The following is a 15,068-nucleotide window of genomic DNA, read 5'->3' as shown; positions in this document are numbered from 1 at the left end:
CATGAAACTGCTCCAGGACCGCGTCGCCGTAATCTCGGGGGCCGCCCATCCCAAAGGCATTGGGAAAGCGACCGCCCGGCTCTTTCTCGAGCACGGCGCGCGCGTGGCCATCGTCGATCTCGACGAGACGCGCTTGCTCGACAGTGCCGCGGACCTTGGCGCCACGCCCGCCCAACTTCTTGCGCTTCCCTGTGATGTCGGGAGCGATCAGCAATGCCGCGCGACGGTCGATAGGATTGCCGCATGGTCGGGTGGCGTGGTGGACGTGCTGGTGAACAACGCCGCCATTACGCAAAAAGCCACCTTCCGCGACATCACGCCAGCGGATTTCGACCGAATCCTGCGCGTGAATCTGACCGGCGTGTTCAACCTGAGCCAAGCTGTCGTCCCGCTCATGATCCCGCGCGAGCGGGGCAGCATCATCTCGATTTCCTCGCTTTCCGCGCAGAACGGCGGCGGCATTTTCGGCGGCGCCCACTACTGCGCGGCGAAGGCGGGAGTGCAAGGTATCACCCGCGCGATGGCCAAGGAATTTGGCGAGCACGGGATCCGCGCCAACGTGATCTCACCGGGCCTGATCACGACTGACTTCTCGCGCACCGGGCGCTCGGACGAAAGCAAGGATGAAGCCGCCCAGGGCTGGCCGCTGCGGCGCGCCGGGCGCCCTCATGAAATCGCTGGCGGCTGCCTGTTCCTGGCAAGCGATCTCTCGAGCTATATCACTGGCACGACGTTGGATATCAACGGCGGCGCATACATGAACTGAGGAAGCACTATGAGCAGGATTTTTGGTGGGGCCCGGCAAGTCGGCTACGTCGTTCGTGACATCGAGAAGGCCATGAGGCACTGGTCCGAGGTGCTGGGCGTGGGACCGTGGTTCTACAAAGAAGAGGTGGGCACAACGGAATTCCGGTACCAAGGTCAGGTATCCCGCCCTCCTCGCCTCTCCATTGCGTTGGCCAACTCGGGGGCCTTGCAGATCGAATTGATCCAACAACGCGATGATGCGCCTTCGTTGTATCTGGATTCTCTACGCGCGGGTGGCGAGTGCGCCCAGCATGTGGCCTTCTGGACGCTCGACAACTTCGACGAGTTCTGCGGCCACCTGGTCAGCCGCGGCTACGTGGAGGGACACGGCGGCCGGATGGGGCTGCGCGGCCGCTTTGCTTACTTTGTGCATCCCGATCTGCCGAGCGGCATGATCGAAGTTTCGGAAATGAAAGGGGGAAAAGGCGAGTATTTCGAGGAGATCAGAAAAGCCGGCGAATCGTGGGATGGATCGGCGCCGATCCGCCCGCGGACCTAACCTTCCGTGTGCCAAAGACGGTGTATGTTAGCCCCTTTCGGCACGGACAAAACCTCGATCATGAAAGACCGAATCACCATTCGCGATGTGGCCAAGAAAGCCGGCGTTTCCCTGGGAACGGCATCGCGCGCGCTCAATCGTACCGGACGGGTCAGCGAGGCCGCCATCGCGGCGGTCGAGCAGGCAGTCCGCAGTCTCGATTACCGCCCGGACGCCGTCGCAAGAAGCCTGCGAACGAAGTCCTCGGGCGTGATCGGGCTGCTGGTATCCGACCTGGCAAACCCGCTATACGCACGCATCATCACCGCGACAGAGACGGCGCTGCAGGCCGAAGGCTACTCGCTGCTGGTGGCAAGCACCCACAATGAGCGGCGGCGCGAAGCGTCGCTGGTCGATATCTTTCGTGGCCGGCGGGTCGATGCGCTGATTCTGGGCCCCTGCGAAAAAGAATCGGCGGAGCTCATCGACGAGCTGTCCCAGGAGCTGCCCGTCGTGGCCCTCGACAGGGAATTCGGCGCATCGTCCGTTGGCATCCATGTCGATCACGCGGCGGGAGCATTCCAGGCGACCCAGTATCTGCTGAACCTGGGCCACAGGCGGATCGCATTGCTCACACCAGGCACGGACCTGAGGACGGGTAAAGAGCGTATCGCCGGCTTTCGCCAGGCCTTTGAAGAACGCGGAATCTCGCCTGACCCCGCCTTGATCCGGGCCGAACAGTCGGCGATGCAGTTTGCGTTCGCCGAAGCCATGTCACTTCTGTCGCAGGGCAACCGGCCCACGGCGTTCGTATGCCTGGGAACAAGAATCCTGTCCGGCGTGCTTCAAGCCCTTCGGCATACCGGAGACTCGGTTCCGAACGATATCAGCGTGATCAGCATCGGCGATACCGATCTATCCCGACTTTTCAGCCCCTCGATCACTTCGCTGAGTTGGGATCTGGAGGCGATGGGAACCTGCGCGGCACAACAGGTCCTGAAGCAACTTGATCGCCAGGCTGCCTCGGAGCATGGCGATCGCATTGTCATCAAAACGCAGCTGATATTGCGCGAGTCGTGCGCTCCCGCAGTTCCCAGTTGACCACTAACCCAAGGAACGCCCCATGACCCTACCGTACACCGTTACCCACCAAGATCGTCTGCTGACCGTCAACATCGAAGACGGCGTGCAGCTTCCCGGCGCCGCGCCAGGGTCCTCGATCATTCCGCTGTTCCTTGATCGAGAGAACGGCGTCTGGGTTCTGTACGGGAAGTTCGCCCCGGGAACCCGTCTTCCCACCCACTTCCATACGGGCGTCGTCCACTTCTACACGACGAAGGGCCAGTGGAACTATCTGGAGTATCCGGACGACCCGCAAACGGCGGGCAGCTACCTCTATGAGCCGGGCGGATCCGTGCACACGTTCTCGGTCCCGGAGGACGCAACCGAGCCGGCGGAAGGCTTCATGGTGGTGTTCGGCGCCAATATCAACTTCATTGACGGCGAGTTCGCGAACATCCGGGACGCGGGCGCAATCGAAGACTCGATTATCGAAGCCGCCAAGAAAGCCGGCCTGCCCTTGCCCCGCTACATCCGCCCGAAGGGCGGGGCCGAGTTCACCCGCGACTGAATCGGGAGCTAGCCAGCCATGAGATTGAAATCCAAAGTCGCCCTGGTTGCAGGCGCCGGCACATTGAGAAACTCGTTCTCGTCGATGGATTTGGTAGGCAACGGTGCCGCCTGTGCGATCCGGTTCGCTCGTGAAGGAGCAACCGTCATATGCACGGACCGGTCATTGCCGGCAGCCCGGGAAACGGTCGAAAGGATCCGCGCGGAAGGTGGCAGCGCAGAGGCCCTGGAGCTCGACGTGACGAATTCGGCGCAGATCGACCTGGCCTCGGAGGACGTTGCGCGCCGCCACGGAGGAATCGACATTCTGCACAACAACGTCGGCATCGAGATTCAGGGGGATTTGCTCGCCGTGCAGGATGACGACTGGGACCGCGTGATGACCATCAACGTACGGGGATCCATGGCGATGGCTCGCGCCTTCCTGCCGCACATGAAATCCCGTGGCGGCGGCTCCATCATCAACGTCTCGTCGACGGCCAGCCTGAAATGGAGCCCGATGCAGTTTCTTTCGTACAGCACCGCCAAAGCGGCGGTCAATCATATGACGCGAGTCATCGCGCGGCAGTACGCCGCCGAGCAGGTCCGATGCAATTGCATCATCCCGGGCATGATCCGGACGCCCCACGCGGACGCGCTCTATGCCTCTGAGGAAGCGGCCGCGGAAGGACACAAGGCGCGGGACGCGCGCTGCCCGATGGGGCGTCAAGGCAGCCCCTGGGACATCGCAAACGCGGCGCTCTTCCTGGCGTCCGACGAGGCGGCCTATGTGACGGGGTGCCTGATGGTGGTCGACGGAGGCTCAAGCCTGTGATTCGGGACCGTCCGTAAATGGGCCCGCCGCCTCGCTGCCCTCCTGGAGAATCCGCGCGAAGGCCAAGGCGGTCGGGCTGGTGACGTCCGGCCGGCGGGCGCAGTACAGATCGACGTCGAATGCCGGGTCCATGCCCGACAACTGACGGTAGGCCACGCCGCTTTCGCGCAGTCCCGCCGCGGATTCGGGCACCAGCGCCAGACCCATGCCCGCCTCCACCAGCGCCAGCAGCGTGGGCAGCACGCTTTCATAGACGATGCGGGGCCGCACATGATGTTCGCGGAACAACCGGGTCTGCGTCGCGTGGAAGTAGGAAGAGCCCTCGGGATGGAACCCCACGAAGGGTTGCCCGTCCAGTTTGGCAATCGGAACGCGGTCGCGGCGGCTGAAGGGATGGGACGCCGGAATGGCCAGAACCATCTGTTCACGATGCACCCGCTCGAAGACCAGCTCCGGTTCGACCGCGCGCGGCAGCCGGCGGAAGATCGCCAGATCGATGCTGCCATCCAGCAGCTTTTCCGTGAGGACACCGGTCAGTTCCTCGCAGAGCGTCAGTTCCACTTCGGGATAGGCTTCCCGGTAGCGCGCCAGCGCACGCGGCAGCACCCGGTAGGCCGCGGTGCTGACGAAGCCCAGCGCCAGTTTGCCCACGTCGCCGCTGCCGGCCCGGCGCGCGGCGCGTAGCGCGGCGTCGTTGTCCTCGGCCATGCGGCGCGCGCGCTGCAACAGCACTTCGCCCGCGTGCGTCAGCCGCACCGAACGCGTGGTGCGCACGAACAGATCCGTGCCGACGCGAGCCTCGAACTGCCGGATCAACTGGCTGAGCGGCGGCTGGCTGATGTTCAGCCGCGCGGCCGCCCTGCCGAAATGCAGTTCCTCGGCCACCACCATGAATGCACGCATTGCACGCGAGAGCAAAGCCATCGTTTTCCCGGATTATTAGGTGGATATTTGTCTAAATAAATCCCTTATATTGTATTAGACATATCAATGGGCGATCCATAAAGTACGGTCAGTCAAGCACCCGGGAACGGGCGCGCCACTTACCCGGGACTTTATGTGAAACCGTTGAACCATCTCAGTGCCTGGCAGGTCCACGACGCGATCGAGCGCGGCGAAGCCACCCCCACGGCCGTCGTGCGCGCCTGTCTGGATCGAATCGAAGAACGCAACGCGGACGTGCGCGCGTTCACGGCCTGCGATCCGGCAAAGGCGCTTGCCGCCGCATCGCTTGCCGAGACCGCCCCGCCCTCCCCGTTGCGCGGCGTGCCGTTCGCGGTCAAGGACATCTTCGACACCGTCGACTATCCGACCGAGTACGGGTCGCCCATCTACCGCGGCCATCGTCCCGCGGTCGACGCCGGCTGCGTGGCCATTGCGCGCCACCGCGGCGGCGTGCTGCTGGGCAAGGTCGCCACCGGCGAATTCGCCACCCAGACCCCAAGCGCCGCCGTCAATCCGCTGCGTGTCACGCACACGCCCGGCGGATCATCCAGCGGTTCCGCCGCGGCGGTGGCCGATTTCATGACGCCCGTGGCGTTCGCCACGCAGACGACGGGATCCATCGTGCGGCCAGCAATCTATTGCGGCGTGGTGGGCTACAAGCCCAGTTTCGGGCTGATCGCCTCGGCGGGAATGAAGGCCCTGAGCCCGTCGCAAGATACCGTGGGCATCATTGTCCGGGACGTGGCGGACGCCGCCTTTTTCACGATGGGGCTGCACGGTGCGCAGAACGTCATGCGGGCGCAGGGACTGCGCCCGCGCATCGGCTTATGCCTGTCGCGCCAATGGGACTACGCCCATCCCGCGACGGTGGCGGCGATCGAGCGCGCCGCGGCGGCTTTGGCGCAGGCCGGCGCCCGGGTGGACCGCTTTTGGCTACCGACGGAATTCGAAGCCCTGGAGGCGATGCAACTGCGCCTGTTCGCCTTCGAGGCGCGCCAGACGCTGGCGCAGGAGCGTCTGTCCAACGAGTCGGCGCTGAGTCCACGCCTGCAGGCGCGGCTGCGCGCGGGCGCGGATGTGGGCCTGGACGAGTACACCGCCGCGCTCCAGCATGCCGCCCGGATGCGCGCCCGAGCGTGCGCCTGGTTCAAGGATTACGACGTGCTGCTCTATCCCGCGGCCGAAGGCGAGGCCGAGACCGGGCATGCCTATTCCGGCTCTCCCCGCTTCGGTTCGATCTGGACGCTGCTGCATCTGCCCTGCCTGTCGTTTCCGACCGAATTGGGCCCGGGCGGCCTGCCGCTGGGCGCGCAACTGATCGGCGCGTATGGCCAGGACACCCGTTTGCTGGCGGCGGCCCAGTTCGCCGCGTCCGTGCTTGAACCGCCAGGACCGCGGCATCCGCCAGTTTGATTTATCCGTGGCGCAGCCATGGCGCAGTTCCAAAAACTCAAGGGGAAGTCTATGTCTGGAATCCGTATGACCAAACTGCTGGGCACACTGCTGTTCGCGGGCGTGGCGGCCAGTTCCGTGCTGCCGGCGCAAGCCCAGGAAACGTTGAAGATCGGCGGCATCGGGCCGCTGTCGGGCGGCGGCACCGCCTGGGGCCTGGCCGTGCAGCGGGGTGTGGAAATGGCCATCGACGAGGTCAACGCCCAAGGAGGCCTGAAGATCGGCGACAAGACGTACAAGCCGGAACTCGTCATGTACGACGACAAGTACACGGCGACAGGCGGGCGCACGGCCGCCGAGCGGCTGGTCAATTTCGACAAGGTCCAGTTCATCGTCGGGCCTATCGGCACGCCGTCCGCGATGGCGGCCGCTCCCATCACCAATCAGGCGCGGGCCATCATGCTGTCCAACGGCTATGCCCCGGAGATCCTCAAGAACGGCGGCAAGGAGGCCTACAACTTCCGCGCCATGAACAGCAACGTGGAGTTCGGCCCGGCGATGGTGAAGTGGCTCAAGCAGAACCATCCCGCGGTCAAGAAGGTGGCTCTCATCGTGCCCAACGACGCCACCGGCCAGGTGGTCATGCCCACGCTGGGACAAACCTACAAGGAAAACGGTTACGACGTCTGGTCCGAAAAGTATGAGCGGGGATCCAAGGAGTTCACGCCGCTGCTGACCCGGATGATGGCGCAAGGCGTGGACCTGCTGGACCTGAACCTGAACGCGCCGGGCGAAGCCGGTCTGCTGGTAAAGCAGGCGCGCCAGATCGGCTTCAAGGGCTTGATCTGGCAGGTGGGCGGCCCGGCCATCGACGAAATCAACGATATCGCCGGACCGAACGCCGAAGGATTCCTCTCCTACGACGTATTCGATTTTCGCGACCCCCATGCCCAGAAGTTCGTGGACAGCTACAAGAAGCGCTGGAGCGGCGTGATCAACGCCCAGACGCCCGGCTGGTACAACGCCACCCGGATCCTGTTCAAGGCCATGCAGAACGCCGGTACCGCGACGGATACGGACAAGGTCCGCGCCGCGCTCCAGGATCTTGAGGGATACGACGCGGGCATCTATGGCCCGGTGGTATGGGGCGGCGAGAAAGCCTATGGCGTCAATCGCCAGTTGCTCAACCGCTTCTGGATCACGCAGATCAAGGGCGGCAAGCCCCAGACCGTCACCTCGTTGACGCCGGCCAAGGAGTAAGGGCTCATGTTTTCAGCACCGGTCCTGACCCAGGTGCTGGTCAACGGCTTGAGCCTGAGCGCGATCTATGTCTTGATCGCGCTCGGCTTCACGCTGTTGTTCGGCATCATGAAGGTCGTCAACTTCGCCCATGGGGGCTTCGCCATGCTGGGCGGCTACGCCCTGCACTATTACTTCGGCGAATTCCACCTGCCGTATGTCATCGCCATCGTGCTCGCCGGGGTGACGGTCGCCACGCTGGGGCTGGTCCTGGAATGGCTGGTGTTCCGCCGTTTCTACCAGAAGATGTTCCAAAGCATGATCGGCCTGCTTGGGCTGGACATCGTCATCGTCTATACGAGCGTGCTGGTGTGGGACGTATACGAACGCTCCATTCCGTCCGTCATGGACAGCATGGTCCAGATCGGCACGGTCTCCATTCCCGCCGACAAGCTGATGGTCATCGGTATCGCGATCGGCGTCCTGCTGGCCTTCTGGGCATTCATCAGCCTGAGCCGCTACGGGCTGGCCATGCGCGCCGCGGCGGAAGATCTGGATATCGCCGAAGCCCAGGGCGTCAACACGCGCCGCGTCTATCAGTTGGCGTTCTTCCTGGCCGTATTCATGACCGCCATCGCCGGGGCCATCTACGCCCAGACCTACGCGCTGTCACCCTTCATGGGCGAGCGGCCGCTGATGGTGGCCTTCGTCGTGGTCATCCTGGGCGGCATGGGCAGTATTCCCGGCGCCGCATTGGGCGGCGTCATCTTTGGATTCGGCGAGAGCTTTCTGTCGACGTTCTACGGCTCCGCCACGTCGACCTTCGTGTCGTTTGGCATCGTCATCGCCCTGCTGGTCCTGAGGCCGTGGGGTTTGCTTGGAAAACCGGAACGCTGAGGCCAAATGTCGAACGCTCATACCCCTGTTCTTGCCGCGCGCCGCGGCCGTGACGGCGCGCGCCCCGGGCTGCGGCTTGCCTGCGTGGCGGCCGTCGCCGCCCTGCCCTTGCTGGCCCTGCCCTATCTGTCGGGCAACACCTTTCTGCTTACCATCGGCACGCTGATCCTGCTCAATATCATCGGTGCGCTGAGCTTGCATCTGATCATCCGCTGCGGCCATATTTCGCTGGCGCACGCGGGTTTCATGGGAGTTGGCGCGTACGCCTGCGTGCTTTCCGTCATGCGCCTGGGGCTGCCGCCATTTCTGGGGCTGCTGGCTGGCGCGCTGGCGGCCGGCGCGCTGGCGCTGGCCGTCGGTCCGATCCTGCTGCGGCTGACCGGCAAGTATTTTGTCCTGGTGACTTTCCTGCTGGGGGAAATCATCCGCCTGGTGCTGGTCGAATGGGAGGGAGTCACGGGCGGATCCAGCGGCTTGTCCAACCTGCCGCAATTGCACCCGGGCCTGGATACGGCCGCCGCGCAGTATTACGTGGCGCTGGCCGCGGCGGCGCTGTGCGGCGCCTTTTGCATCCGCCTGCTGCGCTCCGAGACGGGGCGCGCCATCGACGCCGTGCGCGAGGCGGAACGCCTGACCGAATGCACGGGCGTTCCCGTGCTGCGCCTGAAGGTCGGGATCTTCGTCCTGGGTTGCGCCATGGCGGGCCTGGCGGGCGGCCTGCTCGCGTTCTTCATGCGCTACATCGACCCGACCACGTTCGGCATGGCCGACTCGTTGAATCTGGTGGTGATGAACGTGCTGGGCGGCATGTACCACGTGGCCGGCCCCATCGTCGGCGCGGTCGTCCTGGTTGCATTGCCCGAACTGCTGCGCGGGTATGTCGAAGTGCAGCGCATCGTCTTCGGGCTGGCGCTGATCGTGATCATGGCCTCGTTCCCCGGAGGGCTGGCCGGCATCGTACAGATGGCTCGCGCCGCGCTGCGTGCTCGCAAGGAGGCGCGTCGATGAAGCAACTATTGATCGTTCAAGGCCTGGGCCGCAGCTTCGGCGGACTGAAAGCCGTCAATGACGTGAGCTTCGATGTGCTTCCCGGGGAAATCCTGGGGGTGATCGGACCCAACGGCGCGGGCAAGACCACGCTGGTCAACCTGATCAGCGGCGTCATCCGGCCGACCAGCGGCTCGGTCGTGTTCAAGGGCGACGCCGTGACCGGCATGGCGCCATCGCATCTGACCCGCAAGGGACTGGTGCGGACCTTCCAGTCGACGGCGGTCTACGCCGCCCGCAGCGTGCGGGAGAACGTCGTCCGGGGCTCGTACCTGAAGCGCTATCCCGGTTTTTTGGCCTCGCTGATGGACACACCCGACGCCCGGCGCCGGCGGGCATCTTCAGACCAGTTGGTCGATGAGCTGCTGGCGCGCCTGGGACTGGCCGGCGTCGCGGACACCGCGGCGGGCAGCCTGCCCTACGGCGTGCAGAAGATCCTGGGGATCGCCATCGCGCTGGCGGCGCGTCCGCAACTGCTGATGTTGGACGAACCCGTCGCGGGGCTGAGCGCCGAAGAAACGGACCAGGTGCGCGACGTCATTCTGCGCGTACGGGAGTCCGGCGTGACGGTCATGGTCATCGACCACAACATGCGGTTCATCGCCGGTCTGTGCGACCGTCTGCTGGTTGTCGCCGCCGGCGAGGAGCTGACCCGGGGAAAGCCGGATGAAGTCCTGCGCGATCAGCGCGTTGTCGAGGCCTATTTGGGGACGAGAAATGTCACTGCTGGAATTGCGTGATCTGTGCGTGAGCTATGGCCGGGTCGCGGGCACGCGCCGATTGAACCTGACCATCCAGGAAGCGGACACCGTGGCGCTTATCGGCGCGAACGGCGCGGGCAAGAGCAGCGCGCTCAAGGCCATCACCGGCCTGGTGCGCGGCTACGGGGGCGACGTGCTGTGGCGCGGCCAAAGCATCAAGGGCGCCGCCGCCTCCGACATCGTGAAACTGGGCATTGGCTTCTCTCCGGAGGGGCGGCGTGTTTTTCCATCCTTGACCGTTCAGGAAAACCTGAGGATGGGGGCCTTCGCCCGGGGCCGCGACCAGCAGGATGAGCGCCGCGAACAGATATTCGGCTACTTTCCGCGCCTGAAGGAACGCGCGCGGCAGGCGGCCGGCAGCCTCTCCGGCGGCGAACAGCAGATGCTCGCCATCGGCCGCGCGTTGATGAGCAAGCCGGACCTGTTCCTGCTCGACGAGCCCTCGCTGGGCCTGGCGCCCATCGTCGTGGAGCGCATCGGCGACATCCTGCTGGAGATCCAGGCGCGTGAAGGGCTGGCCTTCGTGCTGGCCGAGCAGAACGCCAACTGGGCAATGCGCGTCGCGCGCCGCACCACTATCCTGGAGCTCGGCGAAAAAGTTTTTGACGATGCCTCCGAATCCCTGCTCGAAGACCCCAAAGTACAAACCGCCTTTCTGGGTGTGTAACCGTTCCCCTTTCCATGGATCCTGCCTCATGCTGCTTCCCTACCATGACCGTTATCCCTACAGCCCCATCGCCGCGCGTCCGGACTACAGTTGGCCCCAGGGCAAGCGACTGGCCGTCTACCTGGGCCTGAACATCGAGCATTTTGCCTTCGGGGCCGGACGCGGGCACAGCCTGGGCACGGAACTGCCCCAACCCGACGTCCGCGGCTTCGCCTGGCGCGACTACGGCAACCGCGTCGGCGTCTGGCGCCTGCTGGATCTGTTTGACGAACTGCAGTTGCCCGCGGCCCACCTGATGAACACGGTCATCTTCGACTATTGCCCGCAGGTTCTGGAGCCCATCCTCAAGCGCGGCGATGAAATCATCGGCCATGGCCGCACCAACGCCGAGGCCCAGGGCCATTTGTGGCCCGCCGACGAGGCCCGCTTGCTGACCGAGGTGCGTGAGGCCATTCTCGAGCACACCGGGCAGACCGTGCGCGGCTGGATGGGTCCCTGGATGTCGCAAAGCCACCAGACCCCCGAGCTGCTGGTCGAAACCGGCTACAAGTTCGTCATGGACTGGCCGGCGGACGATCAACCCCTCTGGATGCGGACCGAGGCCGGGCCCCTGATGTCGGTTCCGTACCCGCTTGAAATCAATGATTCGCCGCAGATGCTCGTACGCCGCCATACCGCGCAAGACTTCGAGCAGATGATCATCGAGCAGTTCGAGGAAATGCTTGCGCAATCCGAACAGCAACCGCTGGTCTGCGGCATCGCGCTGCACACCATGATCGTGGGCCAGCCGTACCGCCTGCGCGCCTTGCGCCGCGCGCTCAAGTACATGGCCGAGCACCCGCAGCGCCACAAGGTATGGTTCACCCGCCCGGGCGAGATCTACAACCATTGCGCATCGCTCGGCTCGAACGTCCTGGCACGGCCCATGTAGTACTTGTAGAGGTATTTCACGCGGCCGGGCAGCGTTTAGCGGTTGACACCCTCATCGAGAGCCCGTTTCCGCTGCCCCCTTTATTGGAAACCCCGGCCAAAGGCAGTAGTGCCCCGCTGCCCTGTGGTGCAATGGCGGCTTCCAGATCAAACCGCCGGACGGTCCCATGGCCACAGCGCGATTCAGCGCACAGTTGACGCCGATTCCAGTATTCCTTTGTGTGTATGCCCTGGCCTGGCTCAAATGGTCGGTGCCAGGCCTGGTTGGAATGGCCTATCTGGCGCTAAGCGTCCTGACGTTTGCGGCCTACGCCTTCGACAAGGCGGCGGCAAGGGCCGGGCGCAGACGGATTTCGGAGAGAGCGCTGCATCTGCTGTCGCTGGCCGGAGGCTGGCCCGGGGCGCTGCTGGGCCAGCAATGGCTTCGGCACAAGTCCGTGAAGGCGGACTTCCGGGCCGTATTCTGGTTGACGGTCCTGTTGAACATCGCGGGCTTCGTGCTGCTCTGCACACCGGCCGTGCGCACGCTGGCGGCGTTATAACGGAGGGGCCTGGGCAAGGGGCTGCATTCGACAGACGGATGGACACGTGCCGGGCCGGCCGGGCAAGGTAGCCGCTTGCCGCCAAAGGAGATCCCATGTGGGAACCGAGCGAGTCCTATCCCGATCCCGCCATCGAGGTGCTGGATCCCCGCTTCCTGAAATACCGGATCGGCAACGCCGGCGTGGAACGCCTGGCTACCGGCATCCGATATGGCGAAGGCCCGGTCTGGTTCGGCGATGGCCGATGCCTGCTCTGGAGCGACATCCCCAATAACCGCATCATGCGGTGGGACGAGGAAAGCGGCGCGGTGTCCGTCTATCGCAAGCCGTCGGGGTTCGCCAACGGGAACACCAGGGACCGTCAGGGCCGGCTGGTCAGTTGCGAACACGGAGAGCGCCGGGTGGTTCGGACGGAGTACGACGGAACCTTGACCGTGCTGGCGGACCAGTTCGAGGGCAAGCGCTTGAACTCGCCCAATGACGTCGTCGTGAAGAGCGACGATTCAATCTGGTTCTCGGATCCGGTTTTTGGCATTCTCAATGACTACGAAGGCTTCAAGACGCCGCCCGAATTGCCGACCCACGTCTACCGGCTCGACCCGGCCAACGGGCGGATGGAGGCGGTTGTGCAGGACGTCCCGAACCCGAATGGGCTGTGCTTTTCACCCGATGAGCGCCTGCTGTATGTCGTTGACAACGGCTCCAGGCCGAACCGCATCCTGGTGTATGACGTCGCCGAAGGCGGAACGCTGACCCATGGGCGCGTCTTCGTCGACGCCGGCGACCAGGGCCTTCCCGATGGCATACGCTGCGATACTGACGGCAATGTCTGGGCCGGCTGGGGTTCGGGCCCTACCCTGAACGGGGTGATGGTGTTCGCGCCTGACGGGGTGGCCATCGGGCGCGTCGCGTTGCCCGACCGATGCGCCAATCTGTGTTTTGGGGGCGCGCGGCGCAACCGCTTGTTCATGGTCACGGGACAGTGCCTCTTTGCGCTGTATGTGGATGCCCAGGGCGCGGCGCCGCCCTGACGTTTACAAGAATCCGATCCAGCGCCCCGCTACCAGGCAGCCAAGCCATAGCAGCAGCGACGCCGCCGCGTGAAGGCGTAGCGCGCCGGTTGGGGGGGCTCCCTGAACCACGTCGTTCCATGCCTTGCTCCGGCGCACCAACCCGGCGTTGAGCGCGCCCGCCCCCAACAGGGCCATCTTTATCGCGAATGCGGGGTTTTGCAGGTATTCCTGTGGCCGCACCGAAAACAGCAAGGCGCCGGTCAACGCGGCCAGTCCCAATCCGATCGCGGCCGTACGCGCGAGCACGGGTGCCAGGATTTCCAGGGGGCCGGGCCTGATCACGGCGAGCAGCCGCAGATCCAGCGGCACGATGGAACCGATCAGCAGGCCGATGGCGCCGATGTGGGCGGCGTTGACCAAGAGGTACAGCGTGCCGGAATGGCGCAGCCACACCGATGGCGGCAAGGCTTCGATCTGTTCTAGGAAGACCCGCAACAGGTCGGGCATCGACGGGGGCTGGCGCGCGGCTCAGGGCTTCTTGATGCGGCTCGGATAGATGTCGTAGGTCTTGCCGCCCACCTTGATCTGGACAGCCTTCATGTGTTTTTTGGCGGCGTCCTGATCGCGGTTGCCGATGGCCGTGATGGCATCGCCGGGCTTGGCGGAGCCCTCGACGAATCCGGCCTCTTTCGTTTGGGTGGGATTGCCCAGGTCCACGAGCCACACGCCATCCGCGGCCCGCACCTTGAGGGTGGGATGCGGCGGCGCGATCTGCACCTGTTCGACCGTGCCTTGCAAGGTCATCTGCTCGGATTCGGCCCAAGACCACCCGTGATGCGCCATGGCCGCGGGGGCGACGGCTGCCAGCGCGGATAGCGCCATTCCTGCGTGTAACGCGCGTTTGGATAGCTTCATGTCGATGCTCCTGAAGTTGCGATTGGCCTCTTGCCGGCGCCCGTGAAGAAAGCATAGCAGTCCGAGACTCGCGAAATACCAAGTTTCAGTGATACCAAAGGAGGCGTCCGCGCTATCTAATGCGGCGACGAGTTTCACGATGTAGGGAAATGGCTACGCTTTCGAATGATCACGCTCGCGCATTGCCACGGCGCGGCGCGGAGCAGGCAGGGACCGAGGTGCAGCTCCGCGATCTGGTGCAGCGGCATTCCGGCCAGTTGGAGCGGCTGCTGAAAGAAGAAATGCAAAGCAAGGCGCCCGCGATCGCGCAGGCTTTTGGCGGATGCGCGCAGGCCCATCGCGCTCTCGGACTGGCAACCGTTGCGCCTTGGCTCTATGGCGTCGCCTTGCGACTGCTGCGCGACGCCCTGGGCGCGGGGGATCCAGATCAGCTCGCCAGCCGGTTTCTGAGGGCGTTTCCGCGTGAGTTGGCGCATCCCATGCTGATCCTGGCGCTGTCCGGCGACTGCTATGTCGCCTGCTGCCTGTACCTATGCAAACCGGCTGACGCGGCGGCCCGCGATATATCGCTGTCCGGGGCCTCCGCGGATTGGGTGCGCCAGCACTTGCACTGACAGCGTCGGCGGACGCGCAGATGGATGAGGACGGACACCAGCCGGGGGATATTCTTCCGCCGAATGGAAGCCGCGTGGATCTCCGGATGCACAATTTAGTTAATGTTCTACTTTAGATAAAACACTTTAAGTGTTGGAACATATTCGATTAATAACAATAAGATAGGCTATATTAATCAGGGGCTACATTAGGTAAATTCCTATCGAAAATCGGCTGGCTGGGTCGACATCCTCGGCATGCGCTATTGCGCCCCCAGGAAAACCCTGCGGAACTTTCTCCATTGCGAATGGGTCGTTTTATGTTCAGGCATTTGTAAGCATATGCCTGCATTTCGCCGCCACGCGGCATCCGGGCGCCCAACCAGGAGAATGGCATGA

The 15,068-nt window shown here is 64.2% G+C and carries 18 protein-coding genes; 15 read left to right on the top strand and 3 right to left on the bottom strand.

Annotated elements, in window-relative coordinates:
* The first annotated feature begins 1 nt into the window (after position 1).
* Genes ASE30_RS08475 through ASE30_RS08455 form a run of 5 tightly spaced genes read left to right on the top strand, consistent with a single transcriptional unit; the run spans position 2 to position 3,728 of the window.
* Positions 2 to 766, top strand: coding sequence for an SDR family NAD(P)-dependent oxidoreductase (locus ASE30_RS08475; protein ID WP_156407596.1), 765 nt, complete (start codon positions 2 to 4; stop codon positions 764 to 766).
* A 9-nt stretch (positions 767 to 775) separates the two neighbouring features.
* Positions 776 to 1,306, top strand: a complete 531-nt coding sequence (locus ASE30_RS08470; protein ID WP_057283862.1) for a VOC family protein — start codon at positions 776 to 778, stop codon at positions 1,304 to 1,306.
* 60 nt (positions 1,307 to 1,366) lie between these two features.
* Positions 1,367 to 2,386 carry a LacI family DNA-binding transcriptional regulator gene (locus ASE30_RS08465; RefSeq protein WP_235515224.1) on the top strand — a complete coding sequence of 340 codons (1,020 nt, stop codon included), beginning with the start codon at positions 1,367 to 1,369 and terminating at the stop codon, positions 2,384 to 2,386.
* A gap of 22 nt (positions 2,387 to 2,408) precedes the next feature.
* Positions 2,409 to 2,915, top strand: coding sequence for a 2,4'-dihydroxyacetophenone dioxygenase family protein (locus ASE30_RS08460; protein WP_057283860.1), 507 nt, complete (start codon positions 2,409 to 2,411; stop codon positions 2,913 to 2,915).
* A gap of 18 nt (positions 2,916 to 2,933) precedes the next feature.
* The gene (locus ASE30_RS08455) at positions 2,934 to 3,728 is read left to right on the top strand and encodes an SDR family NAD(P)-dependent oxidoreductase (protein WP_057283859.1); all 795 of its coding nucleotides are present in this window, start codon (positions 2,934 to 2,936) and stop codon (positions 3,726 to 3,728) included.
* Here ASE30_RS08455 and ASE30_RS08450 read toward each other — a convergent pair.
* Entirely contained in the window at positions 3,717 to 4,652 is a 936-nt protein-coding gene (locus tag ASE30_RS08450; protein WP_082601514.1) for a LysR substrate-binding domain-containing protein, read from the bottom strand. The two genes, ASE30_RS08455 and ASE30_RS08450, sit on opposite strands and share 12 nt — an antisense overlap.
* Positions 4,653 to 4,787: 135 nt before the next feature.
* On the opposite strand from ASE30_RS08450, the gene ASE30_RS08445 reads away from it, so the two are divergent.
* From ASE30_RS08445 to ASE30_RS08405, 9 genes are all read left to right on the top strand, one after another.
* Entirely contained in the window at positions 4,788 to 6,086 is a 1,299-nt protein-coding gene (locus ASE30_RS08445) for an amidase (protein WP_057283857.1), read from the top strand.
* 66 nt (positions 6,087 to 6,152) lie between these two features.
* Positions 6,153 to 7,325 carry an ABC transporter substrate-binding protein gene (locus ASE30_RS08440; RefSeq protein ID WP_057283856.1) on the top strand — a complete coding sequence of 391 codons (1,173 nt, stop codon included), beginning with the start codon at positions 6,153 to 6,155 and terminating at the stop codon, positions 7,323 to 7,325.
* 6 nt (positions 7,326 to 7,331) lie between these two features.
* On the top strand, positions 7,332 to 8,201 hold the full coding sequence (locus tag ASE30_RS08435; RefSeq protein WP_057283855.1) for a branched-chain amino acid ABC transporter permease: 870 nt from the start codon (positions 7,332 to 7,334) through the stop codon (positions 8,199 to 8,201).
* A gap of 6 nt (positions 8,202 to 8,207) precedes the next feature.
* Positions 8,208 to 9,209 (top strand): branched-chain amino acid ABC transporter permease, encoded by a 1,002-nt coding sequence (locus ASE30_RS08430; RefSeq protein ID WP_057283854.1) that lies wholly within the window; start codon positions 8,208 to 8,210, stop codon positions 9,207 to 9,209.
* Complete coding sequence (locus ASE30_RS08425; protein WP_057283853.1) at positions 9,206 to 9,988, top strand: ABC transporter ATP-binding protein; 783 nt, start codon at positions 9,206 to 9,208, stop codon at positions 9,986 to 9,988. The genes ASE30_RS08430 and ASE30_RS08425 overlap by 4 nt, the downstream gene beginning before the upstream one ends.
* Entirely contained in the window at positions 9,966 to 10,676 is a 711-nt protein-coding gene (locus tag ASE30_RS08420) for an ABC transporter ATP-binding protein (protein ID WP_057283852.1), read from the top strand. The genes ASE30_RS08425 and ASE30_RS08420 overlap by 23 nt, the downstream gene beginning before the upstream one ends.
* A 28-nt stretch (positions 10,677 to 10,704) precedes the next feature.
* On the top strand, positions 10,705 to 11,607 hold the full coding sequence (locus ASE30_RS08415; protein ID WP_057283851.1) for a polysaccharide deacetylase family protein: 903 nt from the start codon (positions 10,705 to 10,707) through the stop codon (positions 11,605 to 11,607).
* Between the two features lie 166 nt (positions 11,608 to 11,773).
* Positions 11,774 to 12,148: a DUF1294 domain-containing protein gene (locus ASE30_RS08410; protein WP_057283850.1), complete on the top strand. Its 375-nt coding sequence runs from the start codon at positions 11,774 to 11,776 to the stop codon at positions 12,146 to 12,148.
* 95 nt (positions 12,149 to 12,243) lie between these two features.
* Positions 12,244 to 13,179 (top strand): SMP-30/gluconolactonase/LRE family protein, encoded by a 936-nt coding sequence (locus ASE30_RS08405; RefSeq protein WP_057283849.1) that lies wholly within the window; start codon positions 12,244 to 12,246, stop codon positions 13,177 to 13,179.
* Between the two features lie 3 nt (positions 13,180 to 13,182).
* Here the strand turns inward: ASE30_RS08405 and ASE30_RS08400 are convergent, their stop codons facing one another.
* Together ASE30_RS08400 and ASE30_RS08395 are read right to left on the bottom strand one after the other, a co-directional pair.
* A complete protein-coding gene (locus ASE30_RS08400; protein WP_057283848.1) occupies positions 13,183 to 13,668 on the bottom strand; it encodes a DUF6644 family protein in 486 nt (161 codons plus the stop codon).
* Between the two features lie 21 nt (positions 13,669 to 13,689).
* Positions 13,690 to 14,076 carry a DUF6152 family protein gene (locus ASE30_RS08395; RefSeq protein ID WP_200964410.1) on the bottom strand — a complete coding sequence of 129 codons (387 nt, stop codon included), beginning with the start codon at positions 14,074 to 14,076 and terminating at the stop codon, positions 13,690 to 13,692.
* Between the two features lie 149 nt (positions 14,077 to 14,225).
* On the opposite strand from ASE30_RS08395, the gene ASE30_RS08390 reads away from it, so the two are divergent.
* Positions 14,226 to 14,690, top strand: a complete 465-nt coding sequence (locus tag ASE30_RS08390; protein ID WP_156407585.1) for a hypothetical protein — start codon at positions 14,226 to 14,228, stop codon at positions 14,688 to 14,690.
* Positions 14,691 to 15,068: the final 378 nt, after the last annotated feature.

The sequence above is a fragment of the Achromobacter sp. Root83 genome (assembly GCF_001428845.1).
GTDB lineage: Bacteria > Pseudomonadota > Gammaproteobacteria > Burkholderiales > Burkholderiaceae_B > Achromobacter.
The sequence above is the reverse complement of the archived record's forward strand: the minus strand, read 5'-3'. Positions and strand labels throughout refer to the sequence as shown.